At 65.4% G+C, this 18948-nt stretch carries 15 protein-coding genes; 10 read left to right on the top strand and 5 right to left on the bottom strand.

The window, feature by feature from the left end:
* Positions 1 to 10: 10 nt before the first annotated feature.
* Both F7O44_RS24570 and F7O44_RS24565 read left to right on the top strand, forming a co-directional pair.
* Positions 11 to 628 (top strand): VOC family protein, encoded by a 618-nt coding sequence (locus tag F7O44_RS24570; RefSeq protein ID WP_162452943.1) that lies wholly within the window; start codon positions 11 to 13, stop codon positions 626 to 628.
* 128 nt (positions 629 to 756) lie between these two features.
* On the top strand, positions 757 to 1245 hold the full coding sequence (locus F7O44_RS24565; RefSeq protein ID WP_162452942.1) for a hypothetical protein: 489 nt from the start codon (positions 757 to 759) through the stop codon (positions 1243 to 1245).
* A gap of 16 nt (positions 1246 to 1261) precedes the next feature.
* On the opposite strand, the gene F7O44_RS24560 is transcribed toward F7O44_RS24565, so the two are convergent.
* A complete protein-coding gene (locus F7O44_RS24560) occupies positions 1262 to 3838 on the bottom strand; it encodes an AAA family ATPase (RefSeq protein WP_162452941.1) in 2577 nt (858 codons plus the stop codon).
* A 232-nt stretch (positions 3839 to 4070) separates the two neighbouring features.
* Here F7O44_RS24560 and F7O44_RS24555 point away from each other — a divergent pair, with 232 nt between their 5' ends.
* The gene (locus F7O44_RS24555; RefSeq protein ID WP_162452940.1) at positions 4071 to 4400 is read left to right on the top strand and encodes a nuclear transport factor 2 family protein; all 330 of its coding nucleotides are present in this window, start codon (positions 4071 to 4073) and stop codon (positions 4398 to 4400) included.
* An 80-nt stretch (positions 4401 to 4480) separates the two neighbouring features.
* Here the strand turns inward: F7O44_RS24555 and F7O44_RS24550 are convergent, their stop codons facing one another.
* Genes F7O44_RS24550 through F7O44_RS24535 form a run of 4 tightly spaced genes read right to left on the bottom strand, consistent with a single transcriptional unit; the run spans position 4481 to position 8916 of the window.
* Positions 4481 to 5023 carry a hypothetical protein gene (locus F7O44_RS24550; RefSeq protein WP_162452939.1) on the bottom strand — a complete coding sequence of 181 codons (543 nt, stop codon included), beginning with the start codon at positions 5021 to 5023 and terminating at the stop codon, positions 4481 to 4483.
* A 17-nt stretch (positions 5024 to 5040) separates the two neighbouring features.
* Positions 5041 to 5283 carry a hypothetical protein gene (locus F7O44_RS24545; RefSeq protein WP_162452938.1) on the bottom strand — a complete coding sequence of 81 codons (243 nt, stop codon included), beginning with the start codon at positions 5281 to 5283 and terminating at the stop codon, positions 5041 to 5043.
* Complete coding sequence (locus F7O44_RS24540) at positions 5268 to 7829, bottom strand: ATP-binding protein (protein ID WP_162452937.1); 2562 nt, start codon at positions 7827 to 7829, stop codon at positions 5268 to 5270. Before F7O44_RS24540 ends, F7O44_RS24545 begins: the two co-directional genes overlap by 16 nt.
* Positions 7822 to 8916 carry a hypothetical protein gene (locus tag F7O44_RS24535; protein WP_162452936.1) on the bottom strand — a complete coding sequence of 365 codons (1095 nt, stop codon included), beginning with the start codon at positions 8914 to 8916 and terminating at the stop codon, positions 7822 to 7824. The genes F7O44_RS24540 and F7O44_RS24535 overlap by 8 nt, the downstream gene beginning before the upstream one ends.
* A 112-nt stretch (positions 8917 to 9028) precedes the next feature.
* Here F7O44_RS24535 and F7O44_RS24530 point away from each other — a divergent pair, with 112 nt between their 5' ends.
* The 7 genes from F7O44_RS24530 (at position 9029) to F7O44_RS24500 (ending at position 18881) form a co-directional block, all read left to right on the top strand.
* Entirely contained in the window at positions 9029 to 10450 is a 1422-nt protein-coding gene (locus tag F7O44_RS24530) for a CpaE/TadZ family protein (protein ID WP_222851659.1), read from the top strand.
* A 154-nt stretch (positions 10451 to 10604) separates the two neighbouring features.
* Positions 10605 to 11507, top strand: a complete 903-nt coding sequence (locus tag F7O44_RS24525) for a hypothetical protein (RefSeq protein ID WP_162452934.1) — start codon at positions 10605 to 10607, stop codon at positions 11505 to 11507.
* Between the two features lie 134 nt (positions 11508 to 11641).
* A complete protein-coding gene (locus F7O44_RS24520) occupies positions 11642 to 11971 on the top strand; it encodes a hypothetical protein (RefSeq protein ID WP_162452933.1) in 330 nt (109 codons plus the stop codon).
* Between the two features lie 18 nt (positions 11972 to 11989).
* A complete protein-coding gene (locus tag F7O44_RS24515; RefSeq protein ID WP_162452932.1) occupies positions 11990 to 12595 on the top strand; it encodes a hypothetical protein in 606 nt (201 codons plus the stop codon).
* A 23-nt stretch (positions 12596 to 12618) separates the two neighbouring features.
* Positions 12619 to 15576: a tripartite tricarboxylate transporter TctB family protein gene (locus F7O44_RS24510; RefSeq protein ID WP_162452931.1), complete on the top strand. Its 2958-nt coding sequence runs from the start codon at positions 12619 to 12621 to the stop codon at positions 15574 to 15576.
* A 396-nt stretch (positions 15577 to 15972) separates the two neighbouring features.
* The gene (locus tag F7O44_RS24505) at positions 15973 to 18192 is read left to right on the top strand and encodes a peptidoglycan DD-metalloendopeptidase family protein (RefSeq protein WP_162452930.1); all 2220 of its coding nucleotides are present in this window, start codon (positions 15973 to 15975) and stop codon (positions 18190 to 18192) included.
* On the top strand, positions 18189 to 18881 hold the full coding sequence (locus tag F7O44_RS24500; RefSeq protein WP_162452929.1) for a hypothetical protein: 693 nt from the start codon (positions 18189 to 18191) through the stop codon (positions 18879 to 18881). Before F7O44_RS24505 ends, F7O44_RS24500 begins: the two co-directional genes overlap by 4 nt.
* The last annotated feature ends 67 nt before the right edge of the window (positions 18882 to 18948 follow it).

Below are 18948 nucleotides of genomic sequence, written 5' to 3'. Positions count from 1 at the left end.
GGAATGAGCCATGACCACCATCGAATACATCACCCTCGAGGTATCCGACCCCGCCACCGCTGACCGCTTCTACACCGAGGCGCTCGGACTGGGCAAACACGTGCGGGTACGCGCCTCCGACGCACCGACAACCGGGTTCCGGGGGTTCACGCTCTCGCTCGTCGTGTCCCAGCCGGCCAACGTTGACGCCCTGGTCAGCGCCGCTCTCGACGCCGGGGCCACGACGGTGAAGCCGGCTGCGAAGTCGCTCTGGGGTTATGGCGGCGTTGTCCAGGCCCCGGACGGCACGATCGTGACGCTGGCGTCGTCGTCGAAGAAGGACAACGGGCCGGCCACCACGCAGATCGACGACATCGTGGTGCAGCTCGGCGTCACGGACGTCGCCGCGAGCAAGCGGTTCTACGTCGACCGCGGCCTCACCGTGGACAAGAGCTACGGCCGCAAGTACGTCCAGTTCGACTCCGGTCCCGTCACGCTGGCCCTGTACAAGCGCCGTGGGCTCGCCAAGGTCGCCGGCGTCTCGCCCGACGGGACCGGGTCGCACCGGATCGCGGTCAATAGTGATGCCGGGGCGTTTACCGATCCGGATGGGTTCGCGTGGGAGCCCACCTCACCGGATCGCGCATAGCGACCGAAAAATAGGGAACGAAGCGGCCAGGATAGGGAACTGATCCTGAGGACTCTGTCGGCTGCGCGCCGTACCTTCGAGACATCGCCGATCCCGTGATCGTCGCCACGACGCGAAGGAGACGGACTATGCGCACCGCACTTGTCATCCTGCATGCCGCGCCCGGGGTGGCCGGAGTGCTGACCGGCCTGCTGGCGTTGTCACCGCCGAGGCCGGATGACGGGCGGCGCCGCTGGCGGGACCTCTACGTGGGGTGTATCGCGATTCTGATCGTCGGCATGGTCGCGCTGGTGGTTTACGACTGGGCTGAACTCGACACCGCTGCCCGGGTCGCGTTCGCCGGTCTCGGCGGTCTGGCCGCCATCATGGGCTTCAGACTGTGGAGGGCGCACCGTGAGGCGTCCGACCAGCCCCACGGGTGGCAACGACGCTACATCGACCATGTCTTCTTCACCTACGTGTCGCTGTGGATAGGGCTGCTGATCGTGCCCGCGCTCAACACGCCGGCGCCGCAGGTCGCCGTCCCGATTGTTGTCCTTGCGGTTCTGGGCACCGGCCACGTTCTGCTCACGCGCTACAAGCGAGGGGTCCTCAGCCACGATGCCCAGCCGACGTGACCGGCAGATGGTTTCGTCACCGCGTTTGATCGTCCGACGACGACGGCTCGACGATCCCGAGCCGGTGGCCCGCCGCGACCGCTTCGGCCCGGGTGGACGCGTTCAGCTTTGCACGCACCGCGGCCGCATGGTGATCAACGGTCTTGACCGACACAAACAGCCGATCAGCGATCTCCTGATACGTCAGGTCTTCGGCGAGTAGCCGCAACACCTCGGTCTGCCGGCTCGTCAACCCGGCCGGGCTGGCCCGCGTCGTCGCCCGGGGACCACGCGGTACCGCTGATATTCCCAACTCGGCGAGCCTCCGGCGCACCATGGCCGCTCGAGGCCTGGCCCCCAGGTCTTCCAGGATCTTCAGCGCCTCGAGTAATGGCTCCGGCTCTGACGCATCCGCCAGCGCGTCCGCCTGCTCATACGGCCGGCCGAGCTCGGCCCAGGCCGATGCCGCGTCCTGCCAGCGACCAGCTATCTGTGTCGCGTACGGCTCCATCACCTTGTCGGGGACGTCGTCGATAACTCCTACGCGGTACAGCCAGAACACCACCTCGCTGCGCCAGCGCCGGTCGCCGGAGCTGAGGCCGAGGTCCGCCAACGCCGTGGCTCTGGCCATCGCGGTGTCACGATCGCCGCGCAGCCACGCCAGCTCCACTTGAGCCACGGCGGGCGGCAAGGTGTTGTGCCGCGACTGCTTGGGCTCGGCGAGCTGGTGTGCCTGGGCGAGCGTGGCTTCCGCGGCCGGGTCACCCTGACGCGCTTGGACCTGGCCGAGGATGCGAAGTGCTCGGCCCCGCGTCATCGGCTGGGTGGCCATCAGCCGCCGCGCGTCCTGCTCCGCTTCCACCCAGTGGCCCTGCTCGAAATGCCACCAGGCGCGGTTGGCCAGCAGCATCTGGGAACCGCTGACCACGTCGTTGTCCTCGTAAAAGGCGAGGCCTTCGTCGATATAGCGGCGGCCCTCCGGGTAGTGCATCAGGTTCGTGTGCCCGTTGGCCAGGTACAGATATCCGGCGAGCGCGACGTCGGGCAGCCGGTGCGTCTTGGCCAGCTCCAGCCCTTCCACCACCGTCGCGTCGTCGGAAGAACCGAGCAGCCATCGGGCGACGCCGCCGGTGATCAGCGCGACGGCCAGCACCGGCACGTCATCGAGTTGCCGGGCCAGCTGGATCGCTTTGTCGCCCCACATGATCGCTTCGGCGCCGCGGAAGTCGATGATGGCTAGCTTCGAGCGCTGCGCGTACGCGCTGGCCAGCGCTGGGCCGGCCGGAATGTTCTCGAGGACGGCGACCGCCCGCGTGGCGGCGTCGTCGGCATCAGATCCGTGACCGAGGAACCAGTGGACGTCCGAGAGTAACCGTAGGCTGGCCCCAAGCCGCTGATCATCGCCTCGGGTGTGGTGCAGTTCGATCGCCCGGTTGAGGGTGTCAAGCGCCTTGTCGTGGCGACCGGTCAGGTAACACTCGTTGGCATAGAGGTCCAGCAGGGCCGCGAGCTCGGCGTCGCCGAACTGATCCGAGTACGTCAGCGCCTGCTCGACATGCTCCACGGATTGCCGGTGGGCGTTCAAAGAGGCGGCACGCCGGGCGGCGACGTGAGCGTGGCGGACGACGGCTGCCGGATCGCCTGCCTGGACCGCATGGTGAGCCAGGCGCGCCGGTTCGGCGTTCCTCGCCGCGAGTGCTTCGAGCACCTGCCGGTTGAGCTGCCGCCGGCGCCCAGGCGGGAGGCTATTCTCGACCGCCTGCCGGGCGAGTTCGTGCCGGAAAGCGACGACGGCGCCGTCGGCGTGCACCACCCCGGCACGGACGGCGTCGTCCACTCCGTCGAAGACGCCGAGCTCGTCGAGCAGCCATGACTCCGCCCGGCCGGGGACTACCGCTGCCGTCTCAGCCATCGCTCGTCCAGCTTCGGCGAGCCGTCCGATTCGAGCCATCACCGCGTCCTGCACACTGCGTGGCACGCCAGCCTGGGGAGCGGCCAGCACCTCACTCACGTAGAACGGATTGCCGCCGGTGAGGCGGTACAGCTCGTCGGCATCAGCTCTTCCAGCCAGCCGCGCGACGCCGTCGCGGGTTAGCGGCGGCAACGAGATACGCCGGACATCATCCGGTGGAACGGCACCCACGGTGATCCGCAGCGGGTGATCCGGCGGAATCTCCTCATCGCGGAACGTCACGATCAGCACCGCGGGCAGGCGGCCCACGCGCCGGCCGAGAAAACGGATCCCGTCAAGAGTGGCTTCGTCCGCCCAATGGGCATCTTCAACCACGACGACGGTGGGGTACAGCCCAGCATCAAGCTCCACCCCCAGGGCGTCCAACGCCGCGGCGGCCCCCGCGTCTCCCGCCAGATCGACACCCAACTGCCCGGCCATGTCCCGGAACGGCCCGAGTGGTCGTGGGGTCACCAGCTCGTCACACATGCCCCAGAGGATCTTGCTCCGAGTCGCGGCCTCGGACGTGAACTGCCGCACCAGCGCCGTCTTGCCGGCGCCGGCCTCACCCGTGATCAGGACCAAACGGCCACGGCCGGCGCGGGCGTCTCGGGCCGCCGCCTTTAGCTCAGCCAGCGGCGCGTCACGCTCGACCAGCTCCACAACGTCGAGCCTAGGGCACCAACGGCCGATCATGATGAAGTCTTCGCTCACGAGCGCGGTCGCCGCACGCCGCCCAGCGGGACCGCGGGAATGATGGCCTGCCCGGTAACCGGGCGCCTACGCCGGATGTGCGTTTGTGCGCCCAGCGAGTGGGCCTGCGGGCTAAAGTGTCGCGGAAGGTCGCCGCGGTTGTTGATGCCTCCGGATCGGTTCGAGCGTACGAGGAGCGCACATGTCTGAGTCTTCTATTCCCGCCCCTGTTTCCGCCGTCGTCGACGCCATCAATGACGGCGACACCGATGCGTTCGTCGGGGCATTCACGCCGGACGGATTCGTCAACGACTGGGGTCGCGTCCTGAACGGACCGGACGGGATTCGGAGCTGGGCAGAGTCCGACGCGATCGGCATGAACGCGCGGATGACGGTGCTGACTGCGGAGACGCAAGGGGACACGACCACTCTGCGGTTCGAGTGGCGTAGCCAGAAGTTCAATGGTGAGTCGGACGCCATCGTGGTCGTCGAGAACGGCCTGGTCAAGAGCTTCACCATCCCGCCGCACTGACGGGTGAGATCCGTCCGGCGTTCGCGCGCGAGGGCCGCTGAAGCTCCCAGCCCGGCGGTGGAACCAGGTGCCTGTCGACCTCAGCCAGGTGCCCGGCAACGCAGATGAACCACGCCGAGTTCGCTCAACGATTCCAGCAATGCGATCTCATCGCTCGGGTCGACCAACAGTACGTGGCCTGTCGGGCGGATGTGGTTGGTGAACGGGACGAAGTCGGTGGCGATCAGGACGACCGGCACCCTATGTGTCCAGTTGACGGACGTCTCGCCATTCGCACCTTCTAGTGGAGCAACGCGATTGCCGAGCAAAGCGACTAGAACGTCGGCGTCCTCCATGCTCGGATCGAGCTCACGTGACGCGATGGCCTGGTCGTTGATGCGTTCCTGCGCTCGGGCCGCGACCTGCGCCGCGTAGCCGTACCGAGCCCGTCTGGCCTGGCTGCGCCCGGCTGGAGTCGGCGGGAGCGTGTCGTATCCGTCGATCAGAGCTCCGAGTGCTGAGGCGGTCGAATCAGCGAAGCTGACCTGGTCGTCGTGCAGCATCGCCAGCAGCCATTGCCGGCCGTGAGGATGGCGCGGAATATCGCGTATGCCGCCATCGGCGATACGGATCGTCGTACGCATCGATGAGGCCTCCGTGTTCAGCGGAAGATGCTGTTCCAGATCAGGGTCGCGCCGATGCCGAGCAGCATCAGCAGCATGAAGCCACCGCCTTTGCCGTTGAGCCAGTCGGAGATCTGATCTTCGTTGCTCTGACGGCGCTCCCCGAAGCGGCTTCCTCGGCGCGCAGGGCCGTCGTCGGAATCGTCCATGTCATTAGCCATACGAAGGCGCACGCTGATGAGGCTGCCTGAACTCACCGTGCCGTTCACCACGTCATCCAAGCTTCACGAGGTTCGTTGCCGGGGTCGCGCTTGGCGGCGCCGATGTCGGGACCATTGCTTTCGGGCAGCCCGGCGACGCGTTTCGCTTCCTCGCGGCGGCGAATGTCCTCTGGGTTTGTCGAAGCCTTCGTTAGGAACGAGCGTGGGATCGTGATCTCCGTGGGTACCGCGTTGCCGGCGAGATCTACGTATATGCCGACGGCACCTCGCAGCATCTCACCCGACGATCCACGAAGCGCCCGCATCGAGTCCCAGTTCGGCGCGTCGTCGGAGTTCGCCAGCGATGCCTTGGCCATGAGCCGACGCAGGCGCGCCGGTGTAGGCTCGAGATTGAACAACTTGCAGGCGGCGACGGCTTCGGACTCGTCCTGAATGGGCAGAATCAGCCCGCGTGAGATGTACCCTGCGAGGCTGGCCTCCAAAGCGTCGGTGATGCGCTGGGTGAACATCATCGGCAGGAAGTTTTGGCTCCGGGCGAGCCGCCCGAGACGCTCCACTTCGCTTCGACCGGCCGAGAGCATCATCCAAGCCTCATCCATCGCCAGGACGCCTTCGCGGCCGGCCAGCGCCATCGCGGAGCCGAAGACCATCATCCGGACAATGGCCAGACCCACGCGCTGCCCAACGCTCATCTCTGAGGCGGGTGCGCCTGGATCCGGCAATTCGATGTGTGAACTCCCCACCCGGATGAGCGTGATGCCGCCGGCCACTCGCAACGCCTCGGTGCCAGGACGGACGCCGACGCACGCGCGGAACATCGGCGATGCGTTGGCGAGGTCGAAGACGGGCTGAATCAGTTGGTCTTCCGCCTGCCCGGCAGACGATGCGATTGTCAGCGCCTCTCCGACACAGCCCGCCCCATTGGTCGCCCCGTACGAAAGCGCTCGCAGTAGTGGCGTCTCATAGTCGGCTTTTACTGAACCCCAAGGGTTGACTGACATCAGCATGTTCGCGGCCAGTTCGACTCCGACCTCCTTTGTCGCGGAGAACCGCAGCGGGTCGAAGATCCCGTCAGAGGAGGCCAAGTCATCGAGGGAGGCGACCTGTCCGCCGGAGGCTCGAATCGCGTCGTCGTGAAACGAGGCGTGCTTGGGGTCGAGGATGATAACCGGCGTCTGCTCGCCGTGGGCATTGCGGGTGCGAGCGAACTGATCGGCGAGGTTGAGCATGGTGATTGTTTTGCCGGACCCCGACTGCCCAGCGACCACCATGATCGGGACACTGTCGGCGTCCACTGCCGCGGTCTGATCGAGATAGGCCGGCTGACGGTCGCGTTCGGTGAATCCCAGGAGCGCTCCGACCTTGTCTCCGACTGTCGACAACGATGAGATTCCCGAGCAAGCAATGGTCTGAATCGGGAGGTCATGCAGATAAGGGTTGGCACGTGTCCGCGAGCAGAGCATCGTCTCGGCCAGCGCGGCGGCGTGCCGATTCTCCATGTTGAGCAAGCTCAAGGACGTGGGCCCAGCGCCGGTGAGGTCGAACGAGCCTGAGGCGTCGCGCCCGGAGAACGCGACGAGCACTGAGGCGTCGGTAAGGGTAGGCGTCCCGCCGCCTGCGTAGATGTCTTCGGCACGGGTGAGTTCGTCCAGCATTTCATCCTGCTCCGCCCGGTCCATCTTTCCCTGCGAGCTCCGTTCGGTGACGTCGGCGATGTACTGGCGGCGACGCCGACGCAGTTCGTTGCGGGTCACTTTGGCTGGTTCCACCAAACCGCGGACGGAGACAGCCACGGCACCGGAATCCAGCAGAGCGGCAGCCCACCAGGCCCGGGAGTCACGGGCATCGACATGCGGGAGATCGAACTCGTGCACAGCACCGAACGCGAGCGTGTGATGGCGGGGGATGGGCGGCCAGGCGCCGCAGTCATGGCGGCCGAACTCTTCGGCCAGGCGAGCACCCTCCGACGATGCGAATACATGCAGATGGTCCAGGTGCGGAAGCGTGAAGCAGTCGGGGTTGCGGCCGTGGTTGAACCAAGACTCGGCCAGCTTGCGGTCGCCGGCTGGCGGTTCGCTCAGCCCACAACGGGCAAGCGCAGCTGAGACCGAATGGTAGTCCCGGTCGAAGTCGCTGATCGGCGTACCGCCGGAAACCAGAGTTTCGACGACCGAGTCCACGGCCGCGCGAATACCGCCGGTGCCGCCGACATTGGCGATCAACCTGACTCCCAGCAGCAACGTGCGTTGGTCGATCTCGGTTTTCGAATGGTTGGAAGCCAAGTATCCCGCCAAAGGGTGCTCACGCGGAGGGACATACAAGCGCGGCACGTTGACCGCGAGGAGATGTACATGCCGGTACGATGCTCGCGCCATACCTCGGCGCGGTACCCGGATCGACGGCATCGCGGCGAGTTCTTCGAGCGCGGAGAAGAGCGGAGTAGAGGCTTGCAGGGCGTCCGCTGGTGTCCTGGCGTCGGAAACGGGGGCGGTGGGCACCCGGCGGTATAACCACATGCTGGAATCGACCCCGGCCAGTCGTCCGCCCGGCAGCGAGGTGCGCACATAGGTGGGCCATAGTGGTTCGCGCCGGTCGCGCTCAGTCATCGTCGTCTCCGGGTGTCTCGGTCTCGTCGCCGCCTGCGTTCTCCTCTTGATCGGCTCGGCCGCGAAGCAGGACTTCACCAGATGGGATGTCCCGCACTTCGGCGTCTGCGCCGTTGCCGTAGCGGGTCAGTGTCGGTCCGCTACCGGCAGGCCCCCAGGCGACGACGACCGGCGAAGCAGTTGACGCGCGCTCGATCAATACGTCGACGACAGTGGTGGGAGGACGCGATGAGTGAGAATCCGGTGGGGACATCCCAGCCCAATCGATGATCAACTCGACTTGGGCCAGGACTTCGTCATCTTCGCGGGAAAGCCCGATGCCATGGACAACGTTCGCTTCTACTGACTCGACACCAAGCATTGGAACGTACACGCGAGTCGGATCCGGATCTCCGACAGCCATCCTCAGCGAAGAAGGATCGCCCGACGTGAATGCGCGCGCCCAGCCCTCGACCGCCGCGACCATTGCGTCGGAGGGGCGAATCGTCCCGATGCCGTGCCCGGGCCACGGTCCACCGGAGTCCCATCCGTCGGAGGCTGGGGGAAGGTCCGGGACTATGGACGGCAGGCTCATGGCGACCGCGCCTCCCCGTGGGTCGACCGCGACGGGCACGGCGGCCACGACGTTCATCTCTTCGGCGTCGACCAGGGGAACCGTGACAAGAAAGCTGGACACTTCGACCGCGAATGCCGGAACGTCGACGCTTTCCCCGTCCTCGTCGGTCTCTGGCGGTGCAACAGTCTCCGAACCGAGCCAGGCCACGATACGTCCACCGGGCAAGGGCGTGTCGTCGGAGCGAAGCCAGGCGTCAACGGCGGCTGTGGCGACTGGGACGCCATCGGACACCATGTGGGTCGGTCCCGGCTGCTCGTTGCCGTCCGAGGTGGATGGAGACGACGCCGCGGCCATCAAGCCTAAAGCCGCTAGGGGGAAGCCGAAGATACACGTCCAGACGACAATCCGGAACAGGCGCTGGCGACGGCGCAGGATGCGCGCATCGGGTAACCCAGCCCTGGGTACGGAGTCGGCGCTTTCCCACGCGGTCAGCGTGTCGAACGGATCATTCTTCGGCTCTCTGCGAGTCACCGGTGCTCGCCTCCTCCGGAGCGCTGTGCCAAGGGGGTGTCTGCGGTGTGCATGCCAGGCACCATGCGAAGTCGGGCGCCTCGTGGCACAGAAGCAACACATGGACAGACCGTTGATTGCAATCGTGGGCCATCCGGGCATGCTCGGGCCGGTGGCGGATGCCGGGTACGACCTCCTATGCACCGAGGCCGAACCCGAGGCGGTGTCCGAGGCCGGCCGCGAAGCCGAAACGTCGGGTCGGCCGTACGTGGTCATTTCGTCGGCCCCGGACGCGCGGACCAGGACGTGGCTGGGGCTACAAGTGGCAAAGGGAAAACACGTGCTCATCGTTGATGCTCCCGCTGAGCTCGACGGCTTGGCGGAGACCGACCTGCCCGGAACCCGGGTGGTGACGTTGCCGGCGAGCATCGACGACATCATGAGCGTCTTCGGGGCGCCCGAGCGTGGCGACGAAGCAGGAAAGCGGCGGATCGGCATCGACGGTGAGCCGGAACGCCCTGCTCACGGAGTCTGGGCCGTCCCAGCCTTTTCCCGTGGCGTTGAGGTCACCGAACCCCCGGGAGGACAGGGACAGTCGGTTGCCGCCGCGCTGACGACGTTCGCGGGCCAGGGTTCGCGCGGGGCAGGCGCCCCCCTGAACCGTCCGGGCAGAGTCGGGCATAGTCGGCGACACGAGGATCTTGCCCCCGTGTTGTTTCTCTTTGCTGGTTCGGGTGGTGTCACGAAATCGTCGTCGACCACCGCGCTCTGTCAACGCGCCGCGACGGTAGCAGGAATGGCACGGGTTGTCGGCGTGGATATGAACCGAGGACAAGGGGATCTTCGGCGCTATGTCCATGTGGTTCGCCGGGTTCCGTCGATCTTCGACGCGGCGCATACCGGTGATCCCCGCAGCGCGGTCATCGGACCACGGCGACTGAACGCGGCCCGCGATCCATCGCTCCCGCCGGTCGGATTCGGCCTGGTGGCCGCGCCTCGAGACGACCAGGCTGAACCCGGGATCGTCACCTCGCGAACCTACCTCGACGTGATCCACCACGCACGTCAGCACGCTGACCTGGTGGTGGTCGACACGCAGATCATCGAGGCGTCGGATACTTCGGGCCTGATCGACGGAGTGATGTTGCCGGTGCTGGCTTCGGGCGGCTGGGGAGCCGGGGTGACGGACACCTCCGCATCCGGCGCCCGGAACCTTCTGGTCCGTGCGGAGCAGTTGGTAGCCCGAGGCGCCGATCCCGGCCGGATGATGTACTTCGCATCTCGTGCGCTGTCACGCTCGGCGCGAATCGTTGACGCGTTGCGTCAGAATCTTGACGCTCGGCGGCTGGGCACGTTCATCGGGATCGTGCCACACAGTGAGGAGTTGCACGGCGCCTTCGACTCCGGGCGGATCCCGCATGATCACGAATTGCTGGCGCCCGTTCTCGACGGGATCTTGTACCGGGTGACCAACCTGGACAGCGTCAATCCTGACCGGCACGAACGCGGGGTAGACCGCGGTGGATTCATGAGGCGGTGGTTCGGCCGTGGCTGACAACGACGAACAAGGGTTTAGTCGGTGGTCCCATGACGGTGATCGTCATGGTTGGCTTGAGGCGTTGTGTTCACGGCTCCAGCGTGTGGTGTGGGCACAGGCGGCCAGGGCATTGCGGTCCGGTACGGATTCTGCGCCGGGCGAGACGGCGGTTGTGGCGCTTCCGGTCTGGTGGTGGGCTGTTCCGGGAATCGATGTCGGACGAAAAGGTCGCGCCAGTGACGGTGGACGCCTGCTCCTGCCGGTGCGGCTCGACTGGGACGGTGCGGAGCTGGTCATCCTGAGAGCCGGAGAACGGATCATCAGATCGTTTTCCGCCGTGGGCCTCGGGCACCGGCGTTATGGCGAGGCGCGAATTCGTGTCACCGAGGCAGGAGAGCTGGCAGGCACGTGCACCGATGCTGATGAGGTACCCCGCGAGGTTCTGAGCTCGAGCACAAGGGACGTCAGCGCCGACCTCGAGCGCCTGGTTGAGGACGGCGATACGGCAAGGTGGGAGATCCTCCTGTCGCTCGACCGCCATGTAGAGCGCTCGGTCGCCAGGGCACATGCAGCCGTGGCGGCCGAAGTCGCCGGTCCCGGCGCCGAGGTGCGCATGGTGTGTGCTCCAGGCGAGCTGGAGGTCATTGCCACTGAAATGGCTTTCGGCTCAGATTTGTCTCCGTCACCACTGGAGCGGATCGTTGATCGAATCGCGCGACCCGGAACGTTGGTCCGGGTCGACCCGCTGCGCTACATCGCCGCATCGCTTCGCCGTGACGCTGAGCAGCTGATCCGCCGGCGGATCGGGGATCCGCATGTCGGCCCCCGCATACGTGCGGTGGCTCGCGAGCACGGGTTGACCGATCTCGAACAAATTTGCGCCGTCTACAACTCAACACACTCAAGCGACCGGATCGGCGTCGAACGTGCTCGTTCAGCTATGGCCGTGGCCCGGGGAAAGGCGACCGTGCCTTTGGAACACATCGGCGAGCTTGCTCGGATCGAAGCTCATGACGCCGACGTGGTTCGTGCGATGGATCTCCGCGCCGAACCGCCCGGCCCGAGGCGACGCTGAGGCATCTGACCGGATTCGGTCACGCTGCCGACCCAGACGACAGCAAAGGTCCACTGCTGTCGCGGGTGAGTCCTTCGCATGGTTCGGAGCGAACGACCCACAGACGCGCGAAGGGGAAGGTCGAGGAGATTGCGATGATTCTTGCTAGCGACGACAGCAGGATCGATCTGAAGGATGGCTGGGAAAAGGTCTGGGTTCCACTAAAGGCCGGCATGGGCGGTGACGAACTCGTTACGGCCCTTACGGCGATCGGGGTGTGCATAGTCGCGTTCGCGGTCATCAAGTGGCTGTGGGGCCGACGGCGCAGCGGCCCGCAAGCGGCTGGGGCTGGAGGTGGGCTAATGGTCATGCTGGCGATCGGATGTGTGCTCGCCGCCCCTAACATGCTGTTGCCCCTCGTGCTGGGGCTAGTCGACTGGCTGACGAACGGCTTCTTCGGCTTGATCGACACTTTCACCGCCTGAGCTTGCCGGCGAGACGTCATGAGTGTCTCGGTGTACACGCTCACTACGCTGATGCGTGCAAATGAGCAGCGCCGCGTCGTGGTGTCAGGTATCGACTTGCCGCAACGTCATTTCTGGATCTTCTTGCTCGCATTGCCGCCGTCGATGGCTGTCACCGGGATCTTTTGGCCGCTGTTCGGACAGCTTGCGGTGCTTGCGGTACCCGTAGTCGAGGCGGCGGCTTTCGGTGCCTTCCTAGGGCGGTCACGGCGAGGTCTGCAACTGCGAGTGTGGCAGAGACTCCTCGACAAGCGCCGGTCCAAGTCCGGGCGATTCCTGCACTGTGGGGTTGAGGTCGTCTTGTCCGAATGCGAGTGGGCGCGGATCATGTCCAACGCGGCACCGGTCACGCCGAGACTGCTGACCGCTGCCAACTCTGCCGAAGAACTCGGCATCGCGATAGAGCCCGCTCCGTTGAGTGCGGCTGAAGCGCGGCGGCAAAGCCGCATGGCCAAAGCGGAAGCTGCCGCGGTCGCGGACCGCGAACGCGACTGGGACACGGCGATGCCGGACACAAGCTTGCTGGAACTGATTGAGGACGATGCTCCCGCAGTCCCCACCGACGGCGGTGTGAGCCAATGGTAGGCCGGTTCCAGATCCTTACGAAGATGCTCGTACTGGTGGGGTTACTGCTCATGGGACTGTTGGCGATGCCAGCGTCCGCTGCTGAGGAGCCCATGATCTCCGAGGCCGGGACAGATCGGCCCGACCACGAACTATGGAGTCCGGACGAGCGCGTGCAGTCGATGTGCTCGGGCGACGGCGACCATGAGGCGATCGAATCCGACCTGTTGCCGATCAACCGATGGGCCGGCTCCGCGGGCAGTATCCACACGAGGCTGGACGCATTCGCGATCGGTGACCTGGACAAGAAGGCGCAGCGCAATTTCTTCGTGTCGACAACGATGAGCTTCGGGCATTCGATGTGGCAGGCAGGCGTCAATATGGTGCATTTCGCTACGACGTTCTGTGTTGGTGACGGGATCGCCCGGGGGATGGATTCACTGGCCGCAACCGTAGGTGATGCGATCGTCAAGTCTGGCATCCTCGCGACTTTGGTCATCGTGACATTGCTGTTCACATTGTTTCGAGCGGGACGACACTCTGCCCGTCCCCTTGGCACCGTATTGCGGATGATCTTCGTACTGGTCTTGTTCACCGCACTGTTGAACGGTGCGCGGTCCTCCACGGATGACGAGTACGGCACCTTGTCCCCGGGCTCACTGATGTCCCGGACCGTGACGTCAATCCAGTCGCTGGCCTCAGCGCCGGCCGCTGCATTGACCAATGCCGGCTTAGAGCTGGCTGGGATGAGTGACTCCGAACATGAGAATCTGCTGCACTGCGGCCGGTATGTCGCCAGCATGCGGGACCGGTACGAGCGCCAGCACAGGTTCACCGAGATGGCTGCGACCACCATGGCGCTGGATGCGATGTGGCAGACGTCGGGGCTGCGAGCTTACGCCGACGCGCAATTCGGGAACGCTAATCCCTACGGTGCGGCCGTCTTCTGCCGGCTACTGGATTATCAGGGCGGTGTCTCACCGTTCGGGTCGGCCATTTCCTGGGGCGACAACGCTGGCGGGTCAAACGTCAGTCCTACATATTTCAGCGGGGTCCGAGGCGGCGGAAGTTCCACCCAAATAGCACAGACACTCGGCCAATCGGTCCCAGGAGAATATGGCGAACACCAGTGGCTGTCGATTGACGGGAAGGCGCCGGACTACGGCGCTGAGCACGGCCCCAACGACCTCGCCGCCAATCCATACTCGCTGGCGTGGCTCGCATGGGAGGTCCCGCATGTCGACCGGAACATGATCGCCTGGGCGGCGTGTGAGTACGTCGGTAAAGACGGCACCAACGCTGAAGACCGCGGTTGGCGGATTGCGAACGGCTGGAACCGGATAGACAACAACCAGAGCCATGGTTTTCTCGGCATCGGAGGAAGCCGCGGGTCGATCTCGGCCGGCTACGACAGCTCTTCGCCAGACAACGACAGTAACGGCAGTCTGTGCGACAAATGGTGGGAACGAGAGAACGCCGATGATTTCTATGAGTGGGGCGGGACGAGTCCTTTCGATTTCAAGGACGATGAGTTCAGTGCTCGTGCGATCACCTTCCATGAGCCGGGTGTTCAGGACTTTTTGCTGAATTTGCACGGGGATGTTTCCGGTCAGGCGATGGCTACTTCGGCCATATTCATGGCGTCGGCATTCATCGTCCTGCTGGTGTTCGCGATGCTCGCTTTTGCGGTGATCGCGTCCAAGATCATGCTTGTGGTGATGATCCTGATGGTTTTTCTGGTGCTCCTTGCCGACTTGCTCCCCACTCAGCAAGACAGCTCCAAAATAGGAAACCTGGTAAAGAAATTCCTGTCACTGGCGATCTTTGCGTTTGGTGTGACGCTGCTGTTGTCCATCATGGTGGTGACCACCGGAATCTTGGTCCAGCTCGGAGGCAATTTCGGTACAGGCTCGGTGGTGCACATCCTCTGGACCGGGACCGCTCCGGTGGCGGCGATCGTGATCCTGCACTATCTGTTCAAATCCGTGTTCAAGATCCCATCCCCGTTTACCCCGACCGGCGCCTTGGCCTACTCCACGATGGCCATGGGCGGCGCGTTCGCCGGAGCAGCCGGCGGATCAGCGGCTGGCACACTTATTTCTCGGCGAGGCCGTCAGGCCGGACGCGCGGCAACCGACCGAACGAGATCCGAGATCGGGCGTTATCTGTCAGGTGCGAACGTGACTGGATCGGACCGGAAACGGCGTGGGCGTGGCTCCATGTCGGAGAGCCTGGCGTCCGACACCAACAGGGGAACCGCGCCGGAGAGTTCTGAGCCGAAGTTGACCACGTTGACGCCGGAACAGCAGGAAAAGGCGAAGACGTCGAGACTGGCTGAGCAGCGGTTGGCACTCAAGGATCAGCGTCAGCAGGCCCGGACCGGCAAGCGAATCCAGAAGGACATACTCACCCAGCGGTACGGACACAAGTTCGGTCCTCGGCGGATGGGTCATGCCGCGGGAGAGCGCGTCGCCGCCGCCACACGCCGATTCGCGGCTTCGCCGGTCCGGGCGACACTCAAGTACGGCGGGCTCGCCGGGGCTGGACTGCTCGCTGGATTCGGCTCGTTGCCGGTGGTCGCCGGAGGCGCCGCGGCACTTTGGGGGGTGCGTCGACTCCGCCGGCGTCATGATCTGCGTGATGAGCGGAACCGGCATCGGATCGGGTTGTGGAGGGAACAGCAGGACCGGATTCGCGAACGTCAGCGTGCCGAGGACAACAATGCGACCAAATCGAACACGCAGCGGCATGTGCGCGAGACATCGAGAGTCCACCGATCCCGGCGGCACCCTGATCCGGGGCCGCTGCACGGACCACAGGGCCCACCTGACCAGGACGACTCGCCCGACGGGAGCGCATCGGCGACCGAAAACCAACCGGTCACTGGTCGCGAGCGGGACAAGCGGCGTAGGCATGACCCTGACCGGCGGAGACCAGATGACCGTCGGCGAGCCGACGACGACACAGGGCCCGATCCAGGCGAAACGAACCGAGGCGAGTGACGGCGCGCAGTATCCGCATCAGCGGCACATGTTTCTGACCTTCGCATGGTCTGTAGCGTGGCGACTGGGAAAGGTGCGAAACCGGGACGATCCAAGGCCGGTGGCTTGCTGGGCCGCGTGTCCCGGCGCCTCGGCAGTCCTCGTAACGCCAGCAAGCGTGGTAAGGGGCGGACAGACCGGGCCCGAGCAGCCCGGCAGCGGCCAGGCAGTCGCGGAACGCCCCGCGGTCAGTCGGCCAGGGGTGACGATCGTGCGACTCAACAGCACGGATCGTCGGATGGTGCGATGGCGCAGCAAGGGCGATCAGGAGATCGGCAGACGGCGCGGACCTCCGGGCAGAGGAGCGAGCCAACACAAGGACGCGGGTCAGCATCGCGCAAGAACGCCCGCGCGGGCGTGGGCGCACTCAAAGGGCTTGCCCGGGGTACAGCCAAAGGCGCGAAGAAGGGCGGGCATGTCGGTGCGGTGCTGGGAGGTGTCAAGGGCGCGTTCTCGGGTGGCGGGACCCGTGGAATCGCGGTGCTGTTGGTCGTTGTACTGCTGATATCGGCCGCACCGGGGTTGTTCCTCATAGTGGTGATGGGAGCTTTGATGTCCTCGGTCAGCGCATCATCCCAGCTGGCTGAAGGCTCGGTACAAGTAGCTGGGGAGGACGGCGTCGAGAACGCGCAGACGACGTTGGACGCTGCTCACGCGTATGACGTTCCCTGGGAGTTGATCAGTGCAGTGCGGCGTGTACAGTCCGGCGAATCCGAACTCCGACCCCCGGGCGATCACGACCCAGAGCTTGATCCGGACGAGTTCGAACCGGACGATGAAACCTGGGTGGTCCCGTTGCCGGAGGGCTCATACCGGGTCGGATCTGGCTTCGGGCAGCCCGGACGGCTGTGGTCGCTCGGGTATCACATGGGGCAAGACTTCGTCGCCGCCCGCGGCACACCGATTCTCGCCGCTCATCAGGGTCTGGTGATTACCGCGGGACAAGGTCCGGACTCTGGGTGGGCTGGCCTCTACGTCGAAATCGATCATGGCAACGGGCTGACCGGTGTTTATGCCCATGCCTCGCACATCGCCGACGGGCTGGTTCCTGGCGTCGTCGTCCAGTCGGGTGATCAGATCGCGGCGGTCGGTTCGACGGGCAACACCACCGGGCCACATTTGCACTTCGAATTGCGACTACGCGGGACGCCGGTGGACCCTTTGCGTTATCTACGGGGTATTCCCGCGGCTTCTGGCGGGGATGACCTGGAGGGTGGCGTGGTGCGGGGCGCTGGCCATTTCTGGGGGCCGTACCGGATCGACGCGGACGCACTCGATGAGCTGGGTGTGGAGTATGAACGAGCCGAGAACCTGACGTGGTCGAGTGGTCAGATCGGGCACTGGCTCGCGGCTGGATGGTCGGAGCACGCCCGGCCGAGAGCCTCGCGCACCTTGTCGGCCGGGGTGGCGCTGACCTCCGGTGAAGGCGCGTCATTGGACAACAAGAGCGCGGAGGCCGTAGCTACTCGGGACGCTTACGTCGCGGCGATCGCCGAGCTTCCGGTGCGTGGTGCCGGCCGCGACTTCGCCGAACGTGTCTATGACACCGCGATGGCGTGGCATCTGGGTGAGTCGTCTGGTGAGACGTCGCCGGACGGGCCTGACGACGGAGTCGTGTGTTATGTGGGAGATGGCGAGACAGTCACAGGAACGACGACGCGTGGCGAAAAGGTGGTGATCGGTGAGGGACAGTTGGCGCACGCCGCTGTTGTCGTGCAAACGGCCCTCGGGATGGACGAACTCGGCGCAGCCGGGGAGCACGCGATGGTGACCGCCGTGATGACAGGGTTGCAGGAGTCGAGCTTGCGGAATCTCGCCAACCTGAAAGTCCCGGAGTCCTTGGAACATCCGCATGATGGGTTAGGGCGTGATTATGACAGCGTCAACGTATTCCAGCAGCGCGCTTACGCCAACAACTCTGCCTGGGGAAGCGTTGATCAGCTGATGATTCCGGCGCATGCGGCAGCCGCCTTCTTCGGGCGCGCTGAGGGGGCACGTGCGCCGGGACTACTGGATGTGCCTGGATGGGAGAAGACCCGGCCGGGCGCATTAGCACAGAAGGTGCAGGTGTCGGCGCATCCGGACGCGTACGACAAATGGGAGCCGGTCGCGGCGAAGGTAGTTGGGGTGGCGCTGGGCATCGAGTGCGACACTGGCGACCCCCCGTCCGACGGGGACGACCGGGAGGTTCTCGTCGCGGCCGCGATGGACCAGTTGGGGGTTCCCTACGTGTGGGGAGGCGGGGACGAGAACGGCCCGACGGATGGTGGGTTCGACTGCTCGGGCCTGACCGTCTACGCGTACGCCCAGATCGGTCAGCGACTGCCGCGTACCTCCGCGGAACAGTGGGAACGGGTACGGTCGTCGGCCGATGGACATGTCGGTACCGCCGCGGAGCTGACGCGAGGTGATCTCGTGTTCTTCGATACCGGCCGCACGGTGGGCGTCGACCATGTCGGTATCTATCTGGGCGAAGGCGAGATGGTGCATGCGCCACGTCCCGGTAAGGAAGTCGAGGTCGTTGACATCATGTCGGGCTACTACGCGGAGCGCTTCGTCGGCGGTGGTGTCCCGTGAGGCGCCGGGCGCTGGTTGTCGCCACGGCTGTTGCCTTGACCGCTTGCTCCCCCGGCGAGGATTCTCACGACGACGGCCCGTTCGGGGGCAACCTCCCCGCACCGCACCATACTCCCAGCGAGTTGGACGACGATCCGACCAGTGCGTCGCCTACCCCCGTTCCGGGCAAAGATGATGAGGAAACCCGCGAGCGCGACAGCCTGGACCGGTATTCGGAGGACGAAGCCGGCTATCTCCTGCCCGACGTGCGTGCTTGGGCAGAGCCGGGCACGGCGGAGTGGACCGCGGCCCGCTACACCGAAGCGGCGTTGAGCCTTGACTACCGATGGCCGGACATCGGCCATTGGGTCGAACTAGCCGCGGACTATATGGCGCAGGACTATCTTGACGAGACTCGAGCCGCGGTGAACGCGGCACTGGAGGCTGGGCGCGACGACGCGCACTGGCGTGACTACCAGGTTGTCGAACGGAGGGAAGAAGTCCGCGTCATACACGCATACGTCGTGACGGCCGCTCCGCTCACCGAGGACGAGCGCGTTGTCGAGGTGCGTTACCAGCTCACCAAACGCGGCACTGACGTGTGGCGTGGCCGCTGGTTGTCCGACGAGCTGGTGCGAACCGCCCGGATGGTTCGCGCCGACGATGGCTCGTGGGGTGTAGCGGCCTTCGAAACACCGAACGCCGGATAGCCACCAGCAGCGAAGCACTCCGGTGGCATGACCAGCCTTCGCCGGTGATGCCACCATTTCGATCATG

This window comes from Phytoactinopolyspora mesophila, assembly GCF_010122465.1.
GTDB classification, from domain to species: domain Bacteria; phylum Actinomycetota; class Actinomycetes; order Jiangellales; family Jiangellaceae; genus Phytoactinopolyspora; species Phytoactinopolyspora mesophila.
Note: the sequence above shows the minus strand (reverse complement) of the source record. Positions and strands in the feature narration are given on the sequence as shown.

Coding starts and splice junctions, on each gene's coding strand:
- F7O44_RS24570 (WP_162452943.1), top strand. CDS start 11: ATGACCACCATCGAATACATCACCCTCGAGGTATCCGACCCCGCCACC.
- F7O44_RS24565 (WP_162452942.1), top strand. CDS start 757: ATGCGCACCGCACTTGTCATCCTGCATGCCGCGCCCGGGGTGGCCGGA.
- F7O44_RS24555 (WP_162452940.1), top strand. CDS start 4,071: ATGTCTGAGTCTTCTATTCCCGCCCCTGTTTCCGCCGTCGTCGACGCC.
- F7O44_RS24550 (WP_162452939.1), bottom strand. CDS start 5,023: ATGCGTACGACGATCCGTATCGCCGATGGCGGCATACGCGATATTCCG.
- F7O44_RS24540 (WP_162452937.1), bottom strand. CDS start 7,829: ATGACTGAGCGCGACCGGCGCGAACCACTATGGCCCACCTATGTGCGC.
- F7O44_RS24520 (WP_162452933.1), top strand. CDS start 11,642: ATGATTCTTGCTAGCGACGACAGCAGGATCGATCTGAAGGATGGCTGG.
- F7O44_RS24515 (WP_162452932.1), top strand. CDS start 11,990: ATGAGTGTCTCGGTGTACACGCTCACTACGCTGATGCGTGCAAATGAG.
- F7O44_RS24510 (WP_162452931.1), top strand. CDS start 12,619: ATGCTCGTACTGGTGGGGTTACTGCTCATGGGACTGTTGGCGATGCCA.